Source organism: Streptomyces phaeochromogenes, assembly GCF_001418655.1.
GTDB classification, from domain to species: Bacteria; Actinomycetota; Actinomycetes; order Streptomycetales; family Streptomycetaceae; genus Streptomyces; species Streptomyces phaeochromogenes.
The window spans coordinates 1-17613 of the sequence record NZ_LIQZ01000150.1 but is presented as its reverse complement, the minus strand read 5'-3'; the positions used below and the strand labels follow the sequence as shown (position 1 = coordinate 17613).

General features: G+C 70.4%; 17 protein-coding genes. 10 read left to right on the top strand and 7 right to left on the bottom strand.

What is annotated here, in order from left to right; genetic code table 11:
* The coding region (locus AOK17_RS20905) for an APC family permease (protein WP_055614039.1) at window positions 1-1301 on the bottom strand (1301 nt) is incomplete at its 3' end.
* Between the two features lie 115 nt (window positions 1302-1416).
* Between AOK17_RS20905 and AOK17_RS20900 the strand changes: the two genes are divergently transcribed.
* Window positions 1417-2433 carry a 4-hydroxy-3-methylbut-2-enyl diphosphate reductase gene (locus tag AOK17_RS20900; RefSeq protein ID WP_079053175.1) on the top strand — a complete coding sequence of 339 codons (1017 nt, stop codon included), beginning with the start codon at window positions 1417-1419 and terminating at the stop codon, window positions 2431-2433.
* A gap of 29 nt (window positions 2434-2462) precedes the next feature.
* On the top strand, window positions 2463-3209 hold the full coding sequence (gene ppgK / locus AOK17_RS20895) for a polyphosphate--glucose phosphotransferase (protein ID WP_055614037.1): 747 nt from the start codon (window positions 2463-2465) through the stop codon (window positions 3207-3209).
* A 30-nt stretch (window positions 3210-3239) separates the two neighbouring features.
* On the opposite strand, the gene AOK17_RS20890 is transcribed toward ppgK, so the two are convergent.
* Window positions 3240-3806, bottom strand: coding sequence for a DUF6542 domain-containing protein (locus tag AOK17_RS20890; RefSeq protein WP_079053174.1), 567 nt, complete (start codon window positions 3804-3806; stop codon window positions 3240-3242).
* Between the two features lie 162 nt (window positions 3807-3968).
* Here AOK17_RS20890 and ychF point away from each other — a divergent pair, with 162 nt between their 5' ends.
* Window positions 3969-5057 carry a redox-regulated ATPase YchF gene (ychF, locus tag AOK17_RS20885; protein ID WP_055614036.1) on the top strand — a complete coding sequence of 363 codons (1089 nt, stop codon included), beginning with the start codon at window positions 3969-3971 and terminating at the stop codon, window positions 5055-5057.
* Window positions 5058-5118: 61 nt separating this feature from the next.
* Here ychF and AOK17_RS50100 read toward each other — a convergent pair whose 3' ends face one another.
* A complete protein-coding gene (locus tag AOK17_RS50100; protein WP_107102459.1) occupies window positions 5119-5490 on the bottom strand; it encodes a hypothetical protein in 372 nt (123 codons plus the stop codon).
* Between the two features lie 30 nt (window positions 5491-5520).
* Here AOK17_RS50100 and AOK17_RS50095 point away from each other — a divergent pair, with 30 nt between their 5' ends.
* The 4 genes from AOK17_RS50095 to AOK17_RS20875 are packed head-to-tail and all read left to right on the top strand — an operon-like array spanning window position 5521 to window position 7170.
* On the top strand, window positions 5521-5820 hold the full coding sequence (locus tag AOK17_RS50095) for a hypothetical protein (protein WP_107102458.1): 300 nt from the start codon (window positions 5521-5523) through the stop codon (window positions 5818-5820).
* Between the two features lie 45 nt (window positions 5821-5865).
* A complete protein-coding gene (locus AOK17_RS50090; protein WP_157881366.1) occupies window positions 5866-6057 on the top strand; it encodes a hypothetical protein in 192 nt (63 codons plus the stop codon).
* 18 nt (window positions 6058-6075) lie between these two features.
* Window positions 6076-6267, top strand: a complete 192-nt coding sequence (locus tag AOK17_RS50085; RefSeq protein ID WP_157881365.1) for a hypothetical protein — start codon at window positions 6076-6078, stop codon at window positions 6265-6267.
* Between the two features lie 51 nt (window positions 6268-6318).
* Window positions 6319-7170: a carboxylesterase family protein gene (locus AOK17_RS20875; protein WP_245697257.1), complete on the top strand. Its 852-nt coding sequence runs from the start codon at window positions 6319-6321 to the stop codon at window positions 7168-7170.
* Between the two features lie 179 nt (window positions 7171-7349).
* Here AOK17_RS20875 and AOK17_RS20870 read toward each other — a convergent pair whose 3' ends face one another.
* The 3 genes from AOK17_RS20870 to AOK17_RS20860 all read right to left on the bottom strand — a co-directional run bounded on the left by AOK17_RS20870 (window position 7350) and on the right by AOK17_RS20860 (window position 11265).
* A complete protein-coding gene (locus tag AOK17_RS20870; protein ID WP_055614035.1) occupies window positions 7350-8654 on the bottom strand; it encodes a serine hydrolase domain-containing protein in 1305 nt (434 codons plus the stop codon).
* 230 nt (window positions 8655-8884) lie between these two features.
* A complete protein-coding gene (locus tag AOK17_RS20865; RefSeq protein WP_055614034.1) occupies window positions 8885-10768 on the bottom strand; it encodes a hypothetical protein in 1884 nt (627 codons plus the stop codon).
* An 11-nt stretch (window positions 10769-10779) separates the two neighbouring features.
* Window positions 10780-11265, bottom strand: coding sequence for a hypothetical protein (locus tag AOK17_RS20860; protein WP_055614033.1), 486 nt, complete (start codon window positions 11263-11265; stop codon window positions 10780-10782).
* 157 nt (window positions 11266-11422) lie between these two features.
* On the opposite strand from AOK17_RS20860, the gene AOK17_RS20855 reads away from it, so the two are divergent.
* Both AOK17_RS20855 and AOK17_RS20850 read left to right on the top strand, forming a co-directional pair.
* Window positions 11423-12031 (top strand): rhomboid family intramembrane serine protease, encoded by a 609-nt coding sequence (locus AOK17_RS20855; protein WP_079053173.1) that lies wholly within the window; start codon window positions 11423-11425, stop codon window positions 12029-12031.
* A gap of 115 nt (window positions 12032-12146) precedes the next feature.
* Window positions 12147-14387 (top strand): DEAD/DEAH box helicase, encoded by a 2241-nt coding sequence (locus AOK17_RS20850; RefSeq protein ID WP_055614032.1) that lies wholly within the window; start codon window positions 12147-12149, stop codon window positions 14385-14387.
* Window positions 14388-14559: 172 nt separating this feature from the next.
* Here AOK17_RS20850 and AOK17_RS20845 read toward each other — a convergent pair whose 3' ends face one another.
* The gene (locus AOK17_RS20845) at window positions 14560-15666 is read right to left on the bottom strand and encodes a threonine synthase (protein WP_055614031.1); all 1107 of its coding nucleotides are present in this window, start codon (window positions 15664-15666) and stop codon (window positions 14560-14562) included.
* Between the two features lie 226 nt (window positions 15667-15892).
* Here AOK17_RS20845 and AOK17_RS20840 point away from each other — a divergent pair, with 226 nt between their 5' ends.
* The gene (locus AOK17_RS20840; RefSeq protein ID WP_055614030.1) at window positions 15893-17476 is read left to right on the top strand and encodes a S8 family peptidase; all 1584 of its coding nucleotides are present in this window, start codon (window positions 15893-15895) and stop codon (window positions 17474-17476) included.
* The last annotated feature ends 137 nt before the right edge of the window (window positions 17477-17613 follow it).

The window sequence follows — 17613 nt, the reverse complement described above, 5'->3', positions numbered from 1 at the left end:
CCCACCACCTGCGCAGTCCCAGACGCCTCCACGATCACAGCCACAGTGATCGCCGCCCCCACAACAGGCATCAGCACATGCCGCCACCACACCACAGCCCCACCCCGCCGCCGCACGACGAACCACCCCACGACACTCGCGTGCAACAACGTGAACGCGGTCAACGCCCCGATGTCGACCACCGACACCAGATGGTCCATCCCGTCGTCACGCCGAGCGGCCCACACCGCGGCCACCATCGTGATGACGGCAGCACAGAGCAGCGCCACCCGAGGCGTCCCGGAGTCAGTCCGGGACAGAACCCGCGGCAGCCGCCGGTCCCGGGACATCGCGAACAGCAGCCGCCCGGCCGCCGCCTGCCCGGCCAGCGCCGCGAACGCCGCCCCGATCGCCTTGCTGACGGCCACCAGGTCGTGCAGCCACGTCCCGACGGAGACGTCCACGGCGTCGTAGAACGCCGACCCCTGCTTGACCGGATCGGCGGCGAGCTCCGCGGACGACAGCGGTTCGAGCAGGGCGATCAGATACGTCTGCGCGATGAACAGCACACCGGCGAGGGCGAGACAGAACAGCACGGCCCTGGCCACCTTCTCCGAACTCCCCGTCACCTCCTCGGCGAAGGAGGCGATCGCGTCGAAGCCGAGATAGGAGAGCACGGCGATCGACACGGCCCCGACGACGGCGGACAGCGCGAACGCCCCCTGGGAGCCGTCCCCCGACAGCGGCGACAGCCACCCCCGCTCGGCCCCGTCGCGCGCGAGGACGACGACCGCCGACACGACGAAGACAAGGAGGACCACGATCTCCATCGCGAGCACCAGGAAACCGACGCGCGCGGCGGCCCGTACGCCCCACAGGTTGAGCAGTGTCGTGACGACGACGGCGAGTGCCGTCCACACCCACCGCGAGATCTCCGGGACCAGGGCGTTCATCGCGATCCCGGAGAAGAGGTACGCCACCGCCGGGATGAGGAGGTAGTCCAGCATCGCCATCCAGCCGGCGATGAACCCAGCCTCTTTTCCGAGTGCCGCGCGCGCGTAGGCGAACACCGAACCCGCCTGGGGGACCACGCGCACCATCTGGGCGTAGCTGAAAGCGGTGAACGCCATCGCGACCGTGGCGACGACGTAGACCAGCGCGACCGCCCCGTGCGACTTGGCGTCGAGGGTCCCGAAGATGCCGACCGGCGCCATGGGGGCGATGAACAGCAGCCCGTAGACGACCAGATCGCGGAAGCCGAGATTGCGCCGCAGACCCTGTTCGTCGTCGGCCGCGTGGGCCGAGGTCTCCGTGCCGGACATCCGTACCTCCCGAGAGTCGCGCCTGGCCCCACCCCTCCCAGCCTCCCCGGCTGCCCGACCAGTCTCCCCATCTCCCCAAGGCGGCGATCTTTGACGCGCCGGGCGCGGCCTTACGATGGGATGCATGACTGCTTCGACTGGCCGCCGTGTCCTCCTCGCCGCCCCTCGTGGCTACTGCGCGGGAGTCGACCGTGCCGTGATCGCCGTCGAGAAGGCCCTGGAGCAGTACGGGGCCCCGATCTATGTCCGCCACGAAATCGTCCACAACAAATACGTCGTGCAGACCCTGGAGAAGAAGGGTGCGATCTTCGTCGAACGGACGGCGGAGGTCCCCGAGGGGTCCATCGTCATGTTCTCGGCGCACGGCGTCGCCCCGGTCGTCCACGACGAGGCCGCGGCCGGCAAGCTCGCCACCATCGACGCGACCTGCCCCCTGGTCACCAAGGTCCACAAGGAAGCCGTCCGCTTCGCCAAGGAGGACTACGACATCCTCCTGATCGGGCACGAGGGCCACGAGGAGGTCATCGGCACGTCCGGCGAGGCGCCCGAGCACATCACGCTCGTCGACGGCCCCGAGGACGTCGCCAAGGTCGAGGTGCGCGACCCCTCCAAGGTGGTCTGGCTCTCCCAGACCACGCTGTCGGTCGACGAGACCATGGAGACGGTCGACGCCCTCAAGGACAAGTTCCCGCAGCTCATCTCCCCGCCCAGCGACGACATCTGCTACGCCACGCAGAACCGCCAGATCGCGGTGAAGAAGCTCGCCGAGGACGCCCAGCTGGTGATCGTGGTGGGCTCGAAGAACTCCTCGAACTCGATCCGCATGGTCGAGGTCGCCCTGGACGCCGGCGCCGCCGCCGCGCACCTGGTGGACTTCGCCGCCGAGATCGACGAGGCCTGGCTGGAGGGCGTCACCACGGTGGGCCTGACCTCCGGGGCCTCGGTCCCGGACGTACTGGTGGACGGCGTCCTGGAATGGCTGGCCGAGCGCGGCTACGGGGACGTGGAGACGGTCAAGACGGCCGACGAGTCCATCACGTTCTCCCTCCCCAAGGAACTGCGCCGTGACCTGCGCGCGGAGGCCGCCGCCCTGGTGGCGGACCGCACCGCCGGCACCCCCTCGGCGGAGTGACTGTCCGTCGTACGACGTAACGTAGAGCCATGCAGATCTTCGGTGTGGACATCGGCGGCTCAGGGATCAAGGGCGCTCCCGTGGACCTGGACGTGGGCGACCTGGCGGAGGAGCGCCACAAGGTGCTCACGCCGCACCCCGCGACCCCGGACGCGGTGGCGGACGGCGTGAAGGAGGTCGTCGGCCACTTCGGGTGGACGGGCCCGGTCGGGATCACCTTCCCGGGCGTGGTCACCGGCGGCGCCACGATCCGTACGGCCGCCAACGTGGACAAGGACTGGATCGACACGGACGCCCGCGCCCTGCTCGGCGACCGGCTGGGCGGACTGCCGGTGACGGTGCTGAACGACGCGGACGCGGCGGGCGTCGCCGAGATGCAGTTCGGCGCGGGCCGCGACCGCCAGGGCACGGTCATCCTGCTCACGTTCGGTACGGGCATCGGCAGCGCCGTCTTCGTGGACGGCGCCCTGGTGCCGAACACGGAGCTGGGCCACCTGGAGCTGAACGGCCACGACGCGGAGAAGCACGCGTCCACCAAGGCCAAGGAGGACCACGACCTCTCCTGGGAGCACTGGGCCCACCGCGTCCAGAAGTACCTCGCCCATGTGGAGATGCTCTTCTCGCCCGAGCTCTTCATCATCGGCGGCGGCGTCAGCCGCAAGTCCCAGAAGTTCCTGCCCCTGATCGAGGGCATCAAGGCGGAGATCGTCCCGGCCCAGCTGCAGAACAACGCGGGGATCGTGGGCGCGGCGATGCGGGCGGCGAAGGCGGACTAGCGGACCGACCTGCCCGGGCAGTCCCTGGTCTCAGGCGGCTGCCCGGCGCCGCTGCGCGGCACGACGGCTCATCATCCGCACCTTGCGCACAGTGACGATGAGTCCGGCGACCAGCGTGCCCCCGTACAGCCACCCCGCGTGCAGCGCGAGAGCCGTGACCAGCCCCATCACCCGCCCGAAGAATCCTCCGCTGCTGTCGGCGATCGGCAGCAGCCCGACGGCGAAGGCGATCGGCACGGCGACGACCGCCGTGACGAGGTCGGCCCGCCGCACCCACACCGCCGTCAACGCGCACACGGGCAGGAACAGCACCCCGTAGACGACGAGCGAGGACCCGAACAGCAGCGCGTCCAGACAGGCCAGCGCGAACATCGACGCGGCGCAGAACAGCCCACTGCCCAGCCCGGTGAGCCGGGGGTTGGGGAACCGGCGGACGGCCTGCACCAGCGGTGACACGGCCGTCGGGGTCTTCGGGACACCGGCCCCGGCCCCGGTCTGCCGGGCCGTACGGGTCCCACCCCGTCCGGCCTGCGGGGGAAGGGGCGCGCCGCGTCGCACCGGCGGTGACTGAGGGGGACGAGTTCTGTGTTGCTCCACAGGTCCAACTTAGGTCGGGTTATGTGTGGAATAGGCCCTGGGACACGCGCTTTGGCCGACCTTGAGCAAGCGTTCGATACGTCGCCGGTGCGGGGCGCGGAACGCCGTAGACTGGTGGATCGTCTGGATCGTCCTCCACCCTTACGTACGGGAAGTCGCAACGTGTCGCTCACGATCGGAATCGTCGGTCTGCCGAATGTCGGCAAGTCGACCCTGTTCAACGCCCTGACCAAGAACGACGTGCTGGCGGCCAACTACCCGTTCGCCACGATCGAGCCGAACGTCGGCGTGGTCGGCGTCCCCGACGCCCGGCTGACCAAGCTGGCCGAGATCTTCGGTTCGCAGAAGATCCTCCCGGCCACGGTCGACTTCGTGGACATCGCGGGCATCGTGCGCGGCGCGAGCGAGGGCGAGGGCCTCGGCAACAAGTTCCTCGCGAACATCCGTGAGTCGGACGCGATCTGCCAGGTCATCCGTGCCTTCAAGGACGAGAACGTCGTGCACGTGGACGGCAAGGTCTCGCCGAAGGACGACATCGAGACGATCAACACCGAGCTGATCCTCGCCGACCTGCAGACCATCGAGAAGGTCCTGCCGCGCCTCCAGAAGGAGTCGCGGATCAAGAAGGACGTCGTGGCGAAGGTGGCGGCGGTCGAGGCGGCCAAGGAGATCCTGGACGGCGGCCAGACCCTCTTCGCCGCGGGCATCAAGCAGGACTCGGACCAGGAGGCCCTCCTCCACGACCTGCACCTGCTCACCGTGAAGCCGTTCCTCTACGTCTTCAACGTCGACGAGGACGAGCTGACCGACGACGCCTTCAAGGCCGAGCAGAGCGCGCTGGTCGCCCCCGCGGAGGCGATCTTCCTCAACGCCAAGCTGGAGGCGGACCTCGCCGAGCTCGACGACGAGGAGGCCCTGGAGCTCCTCCAGTCCGTCGGAGTCGAGGAGCCCGGCCTCGCCACCCTCGCCCACGTCGGCTTCAACACCCTCGGCCTGCAGACGTACCTCACCGCCGGCCCCAAGGAATCCCGAGCCTGGACCATCAAGAAGGGCGCCACCGCCCCCGAGGCCGCAGGAGTCATCCACACCGACTTCCAGAAGGGCTTCATCAAGGCGGAGGTCATCTCCTTCGAGGACCTCGTCGAAACGGGTTCAGTAGCCGAGGCCCGAGCCAAGGGCAAGGCGCGCATGGAGGGCAAGGAGTATGTGATGCAGGACGGGGACGTGGTGGAGTTCAGGTTCAACGTCTGAGTCCCACAATGTCGTTGACCCGGCAGGGCTCCCTGGTCGCCCTGAACCCGCAGGCGCGGGTTCAGGGGCGCAGGGAGTGCAGCATGTCGCCGATCTTTGCCGCGACCGTCTCGGCCGAGCCCCGGGCGTACTGCGAGTCCATCGCCTCGCAGGTGATCCGGGCATAGCTCTGTGCCTCGGCCATGTTCTTCGAGCCGCCCTCGAGCATCGACGTGACGGCGGTGTGCGGGAACGGCGAGTGTTTCTTGATGGCCAGCGCGGTGTCGGTGGACAGCTCCGGTGCCACGCCCACGAATACGCCGTTGCCGACCTGCAGGATCCAGACCGGTACGTCGGCCGTGCCGGTCGGGGCGAAGTCGTAGGTCTTCGTCGGTCCCGTCGGGTGGCCCATCGGCATCGTGTCGACCGTGACGGAGTCGGTGACGAGACGCACCGTCGAGCCCGGGCCGCCGCGGAGGTCCTGATGGTCTCGCTGACCCGGACGGCCTCGGTGCCCAGCCGCTCGCCCTGCACCGTGAGAAGCAGCCAGCCGGCGTCCTGGGCGTCGGTCCGGGACCACTTCTTGTCCTTGTCGATGGTGTACCGGTTCGACCTGAACGCCGGTGACTGGTCCGCGCATGAGCCGACCAGGAAGAACCCGACGACGTCGCCGTCGTACTGCTTCTCCACGTGCCGCACCGCCGCGTCGGCCAGGTCGGCCGTGATCGGCAGGTCGCCGCTCGCCATGACCGACTCCATCATGACCGAGGACTGGACGCCGTAGTTGACGAGGACGGCGATGGGGGTGCCGTCCAGGTCGTCGAAGCGGGTGACCCCCACGCTCTTGTCCGACGAGCCCGCCTCACCGGTGCCGAGCCACCAGCCGTCGATCGTGCGGACGTCCCGGTTGACGTTCACATCGCACGTGCCCGTCCCGAACCCGACCCGCGCCGGCCGCAGGCCCTCGACCGCCGCCGCGATCGCGCTCGCGGTGGCCTTCACGATCTGCCGTACGTACTGAGCCGCCGCCGTCGACGTGGTGGACGCCTGCACATGCGGGGCGGAGAAGGTGTGCGTCACGGTCACGACGATGTCGGCCGGCGCGATGCCGGACGCCTTCGCGATGGTCGTCCTCATCAGGGTGAGCGCCTCCGCGCCGACCGACGTCAGGTCCAGGACGGCCAGGGCGACGCGGCGGGACCCGTTCTCCAGCAGAAGGATCCGTACGTAGAGGTCGTCGTGGACCGTGGCGAAGCCGTCGAGCGGGAGGAGCGAGGACGGGATGCCGATCGCCGCCCGGCCGGCCCCCACCTTCAGCCCCGTACTCGTGACGGACCCCGCCTTCGGCCCCGCACCCGTGGCCGCGTCCGCCGTCGTGGCACCGCCGAGGGACGTCGTCACCGCCGCCGCAATCGAGCCACCCAGGAACGACCGCCGCAAGAGCTACCCGATGGTCCTGTTCATGCACGACGCGAGCGTGGTCAACGTCGCTACGGAAGGCCCCCTGGTCCAGGGCCTCGGCGCCGTCTGCTGGGCGAGCCCGGAGGACCAGGCCCGGCACGCGTCCTTCGTCCTGGCCCCCGAATACGGCTCCGTGGTGATCGACGACAACTACGAGCCGTCGAGGCTGTTCGAGGCCACCGCGAACCTCGTCCGGTCGGTGACGGAGGAGTACGGCATCGACCCGAACCGGCTCTACACGACCGGGCAGTCGATGGGCGCGATGATGTCGCTGGGCCTGAACATCAGGTATCCCGAGCTGTTCGCTGCCGCGTTCATCGTCGCCGGCCAGTGGCCGGAGAGCCAGGCCGTGCCGCTGGCCGAGAAGAAGCTGTGGATCCTCGTCTCCGCGGACGACACCAAGGCGTACCCGGGTGAGCAGGCCATCACCGAGGTCATCCGGGACCAGGGCACACAGGTCGGCACCGCTCTGTGGGACGGCCGGTCCACGGCCGCGGAGTTCGCCGCCGACGTCCGGAGCATGACGGCACAGCGGACCCCGGTGAACTTCGCGGCCTTCGAGACCGGCACCGTCGTACCGGCCGGCTCCACCACCAGCGCACACATGGCCACCTGGCAGGTCGCCTGCACCATCCCCGGCATCCGCGACTGGATCATGCGTCAGTCCCGGTAGACCCCGGTCCCTTCCACCCGCTGTCCGGCCGGGTGCGCCCGTACGACGCCTTGGTACGCGACATGCTCGCCGTCCCCGGAACGACCTCGGACACCCCACTGGTGGCGGTCTCCCGCCGTGGGGTGTCCGATGGTCTGCGGCTCGCCGCGCACTGGGGGCTGCCGTACTGACGTGGAGTACTAGCGCGGCGGGACCGGGCGGTCGTAGATGTTCTTCGGGGTCACGATTTCGGTGATCTTCTGGGCGAGGACCGAGGACGGCTCCTTGCCCTCGTAGGAGATGTCCGTGTTGAGGAGGACCACCAGGGTGGCCTTCTTCGACGGCAGGTAGACGGTCACGCTCTCGTAGCCGGGGATGGAGCCGTTGTGGCCGATCCAGCCGTCGGACTCGAAGATGCCGAGGCCGTAGTTCGTGCCGGGGAAGCCGGTCGGCAGGGTCTTGAGCCGCTCCTTCTGGGTCTGCGGGCTGAGCAGCGTCCCGGTGGCGACGATCTTGGCCCAGCGGCGCAGGTCGTGCAGGTTCGAGATCATCGCCCCGGCCGCCCAGGCCCAGCTGGGGTTCCAGTCCGTGGAGTCCTCGACGTCGCCGCTCAGCGTCTGGTTGGTGTAGCCGCGCGGGTGCGGCTCGGGGAACTCGGCGTCCAGGGGGAACAGCGTGTGGCGCAGGTGGGCCGGGCGGAGCACCCGCTTGTCGATGAAGTCGACGAGGTTGTGCCCGCTGACCTTCTCGATCACCAGGCCGAGAAGGACGAGGTTGCTGTTGGAGTACTGGAACTGCTTGCCCGGCTTGAAGGTGTTCTTGTGCTTGAAGCCGTACGCGAGCAGCTCCCGCGGGGTGAACGAGCGGCTCGGGTCGCTCAGCAGATCGTGCTCGAAGTCCGCGTCGGCGCTGTACGGGAACAGGCCGCTGCGCATCTCGGCGAGATGACGCAGCGTGATCCGCTTGCCGCCCGGCACGCCGTGGATGTACTTGGAGATCGGGTCGTCCAGGCGGATCCGTCCGTCGTCGACGAGCTGGAGCAGCGCGGTGACCGTGAACGTCTTGGTCTCGCTGCCGATCCGCATGTACGGGTCGGTGGTCATCGGCCGACCGGTGGCGGTGTCGGCGACCCCGGTCGCGCGTACGTAGCTTCCCTTGCCCGGCATCCACAGTCCGACGACGACACCGGGGATGTCGGCCTTCCGGCGGACGTCCGCGATGGCCTTGTCCAGCCGGGCGGTCAGCTTGGGATCGAGACCGTTCGACGGGCACTCGTCCTTGTCGTGCCGGTCGCCGCCGCGCCCGTTGACGCCATGAGGTCCGGCGCCGTGCGGGCCGCCGCCGTGCGGGTCGGCGCAGTGCCGGTTGCCGTCGTACGGGCCGCCGCCGTGCCGGTCGACGCCCGCGGCGTTGACCGCCGTGGCCGGAATCGCTGTCATCGGCGCCAGCACCGACGCCACGAGGAGCGCCGCGGTGAACAGCCGGCGGGAGGGGGTACGTCGCATGTCGGGGCGCCTCTTCCAGGTCAGGGCTCGGACGGCAACGTCACCACCCGGACCCCGGGCGGAGGCCCCTGTCCGGTAATCGTTCCGGCGAGTCCACTCGTTCGGAGCCACCGGGGATTCCGGGGCGGCGGCCTCGGTACGGGTCCCCGCGGGCTTCGGACGGGGCTGGTCCGGTCAGGCGTCGGCCCCCTTCGAGTCGGCGCGGGTGCCGGTACCGGTGCCGGTGCCGGTCAGGGCGAGGGCGAGGGCGCGGGTGAGGGCGTCGGCCGGCGTGGAGCAGGTGTCGCCGGGGGAGTGGGCGGCGGAGGGGCCGGCTCGGCGAGGGTGTCGAGGATCGCTCTGCGGACCGCCGCGATCCTGGGGTCCCGGCGGTATCCGTTGTGCCGTTCCAGGGGCCAGAAGACGGGCTGGGCACGGGTGCGCGCATGCGACCGCTCGGCGTCGGGGTCCATCGGTGCCACCCCGTCCTTCCACTCCTGGTCCACACCGCCGACGCCGGTCGGGCCGGCCAGCAGGTCGGTCTCGCGGTGGATGCTGACCCACGTCCTGAGCAGGCGAGTCCTGTCCGGGGTGCCGCCGTCCTCGCCGTCGTCGCCGTCCTCGTTGTGGACCAGGGCGTCGAGGGACTCGGCCGTGACATAGCCGGGGTAGTGGCGGGCGAACACCGCGCCGATCGGGCTTCCCGTCGTCAACAGGCCGATGCGTGGACGCAGTTCGGGCGGAATCTGCCACAGCGCGGCCACGGCGATCACCGACCCCATGGACTGCGCGTGCAGCAGTATCCGCGTACGGCTGTCGGAGTCCAGCAGATGCTCGATGCGGTGGACGAGTTCGGGAACGGTCCGTACGGTCCAGGCCGCCGGGGCGAAAGGGTGCGCGGCGCGCGGCCAGAACACGCCGAAGGCCCAGGCGATGCCCGTGTTCCTGCGCATCTCGGGACGGAGCGCGACGGCCCGTACGGCGAGCACCGCCACCGCCACGAGGGCGATCAGGGCGAGGGCACCGAGGGTGGTCAGCTGCTTGACCGTGTCGTTCGTGGTCCGGCGGACGCTCGTCGTCAGGGAACCGTCGCCCACCCAGTTCGCCAGATACAGGGTGAGGACCAGGGCCACGATGAGGGAGGCCAGCGCGGCGAGGCCCTGGTCGTACCAGTTCAGGCCGTCCTCTCCCAGTTTCCGGGCCCAGTTGATCTCGCTGCGGTGCTTCCTGTCCTCCTTCTCCTCCGCCGGATGCGCCGGGGCCGCCGGCCTGCGCCTCCACAGTTTCCACAGGGCGTTGGCCACGGCCGCGAGCCCGCCCAGCACCATTACCAGCGGGAAGGCCGCGGCGATCACCCGCACCGCCCTGGGGAGTTCGGTGGCGTACGGGTCGCCGTCCGGGGTGAGCCAGCCCTGCGCCCACAGGGAGAACGCCGCCGTGTAGAGCCACCCGATGAAGCAGGACACCACCGCGACCACGGGCCCCAACAGCCCGTACAGGGACGTCCTTTCCGCACGGTCGCGGTCCCTGAGGCACATCACCAGACAGGCGACGATCATCAGCAGCACGCCGACGCCCTGGGCGATCACGACGTCGTTGGCCTCCTCGCCCATTCCCGGCAGCATCCGGGAAGTCCCGCGCGCCGCGAGCCAGTCCCGCTCGGGGAGCGCGCAGTAGAGCATGGCGGAGACCGTCACCCCGAGACACACGCCGAGGGTGGTCCGCCGGTGATTGGGCGGCCACCGCCTCGCCCACGCCACACTTCTGAACCAGGGCCCGTCGGCGACCATCAGCGCCGCCAGCACCAGAATCAGCACGAACAGCGCCAGCCCGACGACCGTGCCGTCCCGCCGCAGGTCGTACTGGAGCCCCGGAACGATCACCAGCATCGCGACGGTGAGCAGACCCGCACACCGATGCTGTGAAGTGAGGCCCTCGGCCCGCCAGTTGTACTCCCAGAAGCCGCGCACCTCCAATGGCCGCCGTACCTTGCCGTTCTCCCGGGCCTGCTGTTTGTCCTCCCGGTCCAGGCGCCGGTACTCCTCGCCCTCCACGGTCTTCAGGACCGGCCGGTACTCCTTCTTGGCGTCCCGCGCGCTGAACGCCATCACGGCTCCGACGAGCAGCGGCACCACGGCCGCGAGCGTCAGCCCGAGTCCCGTGCCGCCTCGACCAACGGGTTCTCCGCACCGCAGGCGGTGTGCGCGGGCGCCCCGCACTGCCACACGACCTGGTCCATGGCGGCCTGCCCGAACACGCCCACCAGCATCACCGTCAGCGACAGTCCGAGCAGCCGGGCCCCGAAGTCGTACAGCCAGCCCGACACCCTGCTGTGCCGCGGCAGCCGGGGCTGCATCCACGTCACCAGGTTGATCAGCAGAAAGGGCAGCAGGAGCAGCCACATCGCCCGGCCCGCGCCGCCGATCGTGAGCCGGTTCCAGTCGTAGACCTGCCGTTCGACGAGCGGCTCGGCGTCGTCCTCCGCCACCGCTCCGTACCAGCCGGCGGCCTCGTCCCCACTGATCCGGTGGACGGCCGGTGGCTCCAGTGCCTCCGCGCGGTCCACCGGACCGATACCGGGCACGACCAGCTCGACCAGGCGGGTCTCCCGGGCATGTGATCCGTTGTCCATGGCAGATCACAGTGAGGTCATGGGCGCACGATCACAATGCGTAAAAAGTACGAGACCGAGAGTGGTCACCACGATTCCGCTTCGCCCGGCCATGGGTGGGAACCGGGCGGAGCCTTCCGTGCGTTGAGGAGTACACGAGGGAAGCCAGGAGGTTCTCATGGCGTACGGGCCGTACGGCGTGGCAGTTCCCGCGCCGGCGTCGCGCGGTGAGCGGGTCAAGAACGCGGCCCTGCTGGTGGGCGGCTGGGTCGCCCTGCTCTGGGTGCTCGAAGCAATCGACGTGGCGACCGGCCACGCCCTGGACACGTTCGGCATCACGCCGCGCGAGTTCGGCGAGCTGCGGGACATCGTGCCCGCCGCCTTCGTGCACTTCGGCTGGGACCATCTCGCCGCGAACAGCGTGCCGTTGCTCCTCCTCGGCTTCCTGGCCGCGCTGTCCGGGATCCGCCGCTTCCTCGCCGTCGTCACCGTGACGATCCTCGTCAGCGGCCTGGGCGTCTGGCTCACCGCGTCCGAACACTCCATAACCGCGGGCGCGTCCGGCGTCGTCTTCGGCCTCTTCGGCTATCTGCTGGTCCGCGGCTTCGTGGACCGCCGGATCGGTGACGTGGTCATAGGGCTCGTCGTCGGCGCGGTCTACGGCTCGATCCTGTGGGGCGTACTGCCGACGACGGCCGGAGTCAGCTGGCAGGGACATCTCTTCGGCCTCATCGGCGGGGTGGCCTCGGCGTTCGTGTTCCGCCGCCCTCGCGAAGCCCGCGCATAGCCGAAGTGCCTCGGCGGACCGGGCGGGCGTTGGGCCCGCCCGTCGTCCGGCCCGACTGTCGGTCCCCCGTGGAAGGATGTCCGCTCATCGCGGCGTACGGCATACGAGGGGCGTCATGGCGGAGGGTGAGGGGGCGGTCGACAGCCCCGTACCGGTGGGGCGGAAGACCCGTACGGTCGTCGGGCGGGCCGAGCGGCTGCGCGGGCTCGCCCGAGGAGTGCTCGACGATCACGCGCGGGCCGTCGACCAGGTGCGTACGGCCCTCGCGCCGGTCCTCGCCGAGCTGGTCGCCCAGGAGCTGGAGGGCATCCCGGTCTCGCGCCTGAAGGACGTCACCGAGGGGCGGCTCAGGCTCGGGGCCCTTGAGGCGGCGGGGCTCGGATCGGTGCGCGGCGTGTTCGACGCGAGCCGGTACGAGCTGCGGCAGATACCGGGCGTCGGAGCCCAGACCGCCGACCAGGCACTCGCCGCCGCCCGGCAGATCGCCCGCGCGGTCGAGGAGACCGTGTCCGTACGGATCGACGTCGACCACCCCGAACCGCGGACCACCGCCCTCGTCATCGCGCTGCGCCGGCTCGTCGAGGCCGGACCCGAACTGCGGCGGGCCGTGGACGCCGCCACGGAGCTCGACCGCGGGTTCAAGACGCTTCTCCCGGCCGCCCGTCCGGCCACCGGGCGGTTGCGGATGGCCCTCACGGGCAGGGCCAGGCGTGAGAGTGCCCTCACCGCCGTCGCGGAACTCCGCGCGCTGACGAGCGACGCCGTGGCCAAGGGCGTACCGATGCTGCTCACGCAGGCGTCCACCGACCTGCTGCGGGAGTCCGCGTCCGACGCCGAGGCGTGGGTGGACTTCGAGCTGCGGTCCCCGGAGTACTACAGCCAGCTCGCCGAGATCGCCGGGAGCGCGCCCGACGTCGAGGCCGCCGAGGGGTTCCTGCCTGCCGAGGTCGCGGACCGGGTGCACGCGCAGGGGCTCGACGACACCCACCGGCGGGTCTCGCTCCGCGGATACCAGTCCTTCGGCGCGCGGTTCGCGCTGGCCCAGCGCCGGGTGGTGCTCGGTGACGAGATGGGGCTCGGCAAGACCGTCCAGGCCATCGCCGTGCTCGCGCATCTCGCGGCCGACGGACACAAGCACTTCCTGGTGGTGTGCCCGGCGAGCGTACTGATCAACTGGACGCGTGAGATCCGCTCCCGCAGCACCCTGCGCGCGGTCCCCGTGCACGGCCCCGACCGGCAGGACGCGTACGCCGAGTGGCGCGAGCGCGGCGGCGTCGCGGTGACCACTTTCGACGTGCTGCACAGCCTGCCGGACCCGGCGAAGGGGGAGAAGGGCGGGAAGGGTGCGAGGGGCCCGGCCGGGATGCCCGCCGCTCTCACCGCCCCCGCCGCGCTCGTCGTCGACGAGGCCCACTACGTCAAGAATCCCGACGCCCGCCGTTCCCGGGCCGTCGCGCGATGGACGGACCGGTGCGAGCGCGTCCTGTTCCTCACGGGCACGCCGATGGAGAACCGTGTCGAGGAGTTCCGCACCCTCGTCCGCTACCTCCAGCCCGAGCTGGTCCCGAAGATCCAGGGCAGCGACGCGGTCGCGGGCCCGCACACGTTCCGCAAGTCCGTCGCCCCCGCCTATCTGCGGCGCAACCAGCAGGACGTACTCACCGAACTGCCCGCGCTCGTCCAGGTCGACGAGTGGGAGGAGTTCAGCGCCGCCGACCAGGACGCCTACCGCGAGGCGGTCGCCGCCGGGAACTTCATGGCGATGCGCAGAGCCGCGTACGCGCACGCCGAGAAGTCGGCGAAGCTCCAGCGGCTGCGCGAACTCGTCGCGGAGGCCGCCGTGAACGACCTGAAGGTGGTCGTCTTCTCCTACTTCCGGGACGTCCTCGCCACCGTCCAACAGGCCGTCGGTGAAGGGGCGTTGGGGCCGCTGGCGGGCGGAGTGCCCGCCACCCGGCGGCAGCAGCTCGTCGACGAGTTCACGTCCGCGCCCGGGCACGCCGTGCTGCTCTGCCAGATCGAGGCCGGCGGTGTCGGCCTCAACCTCCAGGCCGCGTCCGTCGTGATCCTCTGCGAGCCGCAGGTCAAGCCGACCCTGGAGCACCAGGCCGTCGCCCGTGCCCACCGCATGGGCCAGGTCCGCTCGGTCCAGGTGCACCGGCTGCTCGCCACGGACAGCGTGGACGACCGGCTGCTGCGGATCCTGGAGAGCAAGTCCCGCCTCTTCGACGCGTACGCCCGGCGCAGTGATGTCGCCGAGGCGACGCCGGATGCGGTTGATGTGTCGGACGGGACGATTGCTCGGCGGATTGTGGAGGAGGAGCAGGAGAGGTTGGCGGAGCGCCCCGCGGGGTGAAGAGGGGGTCGGTGGAGGGCGTTATTCGAGTGCGGGCCGGTCGTGGTCGGAGTGCGCGGTTCCCCGCGCCCCTAGAAGATGAAAGCCAGGGGTGCGGCCCCGTATTTCAGGGGCGCGGGGAACTGCGCACTCGGCCACACACCACCCGCACCCGAGTCACTACCCGAGGTCCCTACGAATCCGCGAGCCCCGTTTTCAGGCCCGCCCCGCACAGGGGCACGACAGCTGTGCGCGCGCCAAGCGCCCCCTCCCGTACCGCCGCCCAGCACGCCACCCCCGTCGACTCCACGTACAGACCCTGTGAGGCCAGGTCTCTCTGGGCGTGGCGGAGTTGGTCCTCCGTGACGGTGAGGAAGGTGCCGCCGGAGTCCCGGACCGCGCGCAGGATCTGCCGGGCCCGGGGCGGCCGGGGGATCGCGATGCCCTCGGCGAACGTGGGGGCCGCCGGGGTGACTCCGACCAGGTCGTCGGCGCCCTCGTGCCAGGCGTGGGCGAGCGGGGCGACGGCGGCGGACTGGACCGCGTACAGGGCGGGCCGGCGGTCGATCATTCCGGCCGCGTGCAGCTCGGCGATCGCGAGGGACGCGCCGAGCAGGAGCGTGCCGTTGCCGACGGGGACGACGATCACGTCGGGGAGCCGGCCGCCGAGGTCCTCCCAGAGCTCGTGGACGTACGTCTTCGTGCCGTGCAGGAAGTACGGGTTGAAGACGTGCGAGGCGTAGAACGTGCCCTCCTCGTCCGCCGCCTCCCGGGCCGCCCGCGCGGCTGCCTCCCGGTCGCCCGGGACGACTTCGAGGCGGGCCCCGTGCGCCCCGATCTGCTCCAGCTTCTTCGCGGACGTGCCGTCGGGGACGTAGACCGTGCAGGGCAGTTGGGCCCTGGCGCAGTACGCGGCGACCGCCGTGCCCGCGTTGCCGCTACTGTCCGCGACGACCCGGCCCGGCCGCAGCCGCAGGGCCAGCTCGGCGAGCAGGACGGCTCCGCGGTCCTTGAAGGAGAGCGTCGGCATCAGGAAGTCCAGCTTGGCCGAGACGCCGTCCTTGAGCGGGACCAGCGGGGTGCGGCCCTCGCCGAGCGACACCGACGGGGACGACAGGGGCAGGCACTCCGCGTACCGCCAGAGTGAATTCACCCTGCCCGCGAGGGACTTGAGGGAGGCGGGCGTGGGCGCGAAGTCCAGGTCGAGCGGGCCGCGGCAGACCGGACAGCACCACGCGAGCGAACCCGTGGGGACGCGCGTGCCGTCCACCGGGCAGAAACAATCCGGCAATGGAGTCATGTCGGCAGGTTAGATGCACCGATTGGTGACGGAGTGTCATGACTGGCATATGGCACCTGCGTTACGTCTGCGCAGGCCTCTTGTGCAATTCCTGTGGAAGCCGCAATCTTTCGGCTGAGCGCAGGGCGAACCGGCCAGTTCGTTGACATGACCCTGCCGTCTTCCTGTGCGTACGACCGCACCACCCCCCACCACCAGCGCACCACCGATTGAGGAGGATCCTCAGATGGCAGTGATGCGTCATGCCCGGCGAAGACTCGCCGGTATCGCGGGTATCGGTACGGCGGCCCTCGTCGCCGGTCTCGTCTCCGCCCTCCCGGCGCAGGCCGCCGCGGGCCCGGGCCCCGAGGGCCGGATCCAGTACGCCGGCGCGCCCGACACGATCGCGAACAGCTACATCGTGACGCTCCACCCGGACGCAGCGAAGTCCGGCTCGGCCGAGGGCAGGGCCCTCGCGAAGGAGTACGGCGCCACGATCGAGCGTACGTACAAGAAGGCGCTGAACGGTTACGCCGTCGAGGCCACCGAGGCCGAGGCGAAGAGGTTCGCCGCCGACCCGGCCGTCGCCTCCGTCGTCCAGAACCGCGTCTTCTCCATCGAGACGACCCAGCCCAACCCGCCCTCCTGGGGCCTCGACCGCATCGACCAGGCGGCCCTTCCGCTCAACCAGAGCTACACCTACGACGACACCGCCGGTGAGGGCGTCACCGCCTACGTCATCGACACCGGTGTCCGCATCACGCACACCGACTTCGGCGGCCGGGCCTCCTACGGCTACGACGCCGTCGACAACGACAACACCGCCCAGGACGGCCACGGCCACGGCACGCATGTCGCGGGCACGGTCGCCGGCACGTCGTACGGCGTCGCCAAGAAGGCGAAGGTCGTCGGCGTCCGCGTCCTCAACAACGCGGGCTCCGGCACCACCGCCCAGGTCGTCGCGGGCATCGACTGGGTGACGACCAACGCCGTCAAGCCGGCCGTCGCCAACATGAGCCTCGGCGGGACCGTCGACACGGCGATCGACACCGCCGTACGCAACTCCATCGCCTCCGGTGTCACCTACGCCGTGGCGGCGGGCAACGAGACGACGAACGCCTCGACCCGCTCGCCCGCCCGCGTCACCGAGGCCATCACCGTCGGCGCCACCACCAGCACCGACGCCAAGGCCAGCTACTCCAACTACGGCACGGTCCTCGACCTCTTCGCCCCCGGCTCCTCCATCACCTCCGCCTGGGGTACGGGCGACACCGCGACCAACACCATCTCCGGTACGTCGATGGCGACCCCGCATGTCGCCGGGGCCGCCGCGCTCTATCTGGCCGACAACCCGACCGCGACGCCGGCCGCCGTGCAGACCGCGCTGGTCAACTCCGCCACGACCGGGGTCGTCACCAGCCCCGGTACGGGCTCGCCCAACCGGCTGCTGAAGGTCGGTGGCGGCGGTACCACTCCGCCTCCGACCGGTGACCTCTTCGAGAACACCGCGGACTATGCGATCGCCGACAACTCCACCGCGAACTCGCCCGTCACGGTGAGCGGCGTCACCGGCAACGCGCCCGCCGCGCTGAGCGTGCCCGTGAACATCGTCCACACCTACATCGGTGACCTCCAGGTCCAGCTGATCGCTCCCGACGGGACGGCCTACACCCTGAAGGCGTACGGGACCGGGGGCTCGACGGACAACATCAACACCACGTACACGGTGAACGCCTCGTCCGAGACCGCCAACGGAACGTGGACGCTCCGCGTGAGCGACAACGCGTCCCTCGACACCGGGTACATCAACTCTTGGGGGCTGCAGTTCTGATCGTCCGTAGGTAGTCCTTCTCCTCGCCCTCGCCCTCGTGGCATGGCTCCGGGTCCTCGACCTGGGCTGCCACGGGGGCGAGGTGCGTTGGGTTTCGCCCCCGCCGCCCCTACCCATTCCCGTCCCTTTTCGGGGGC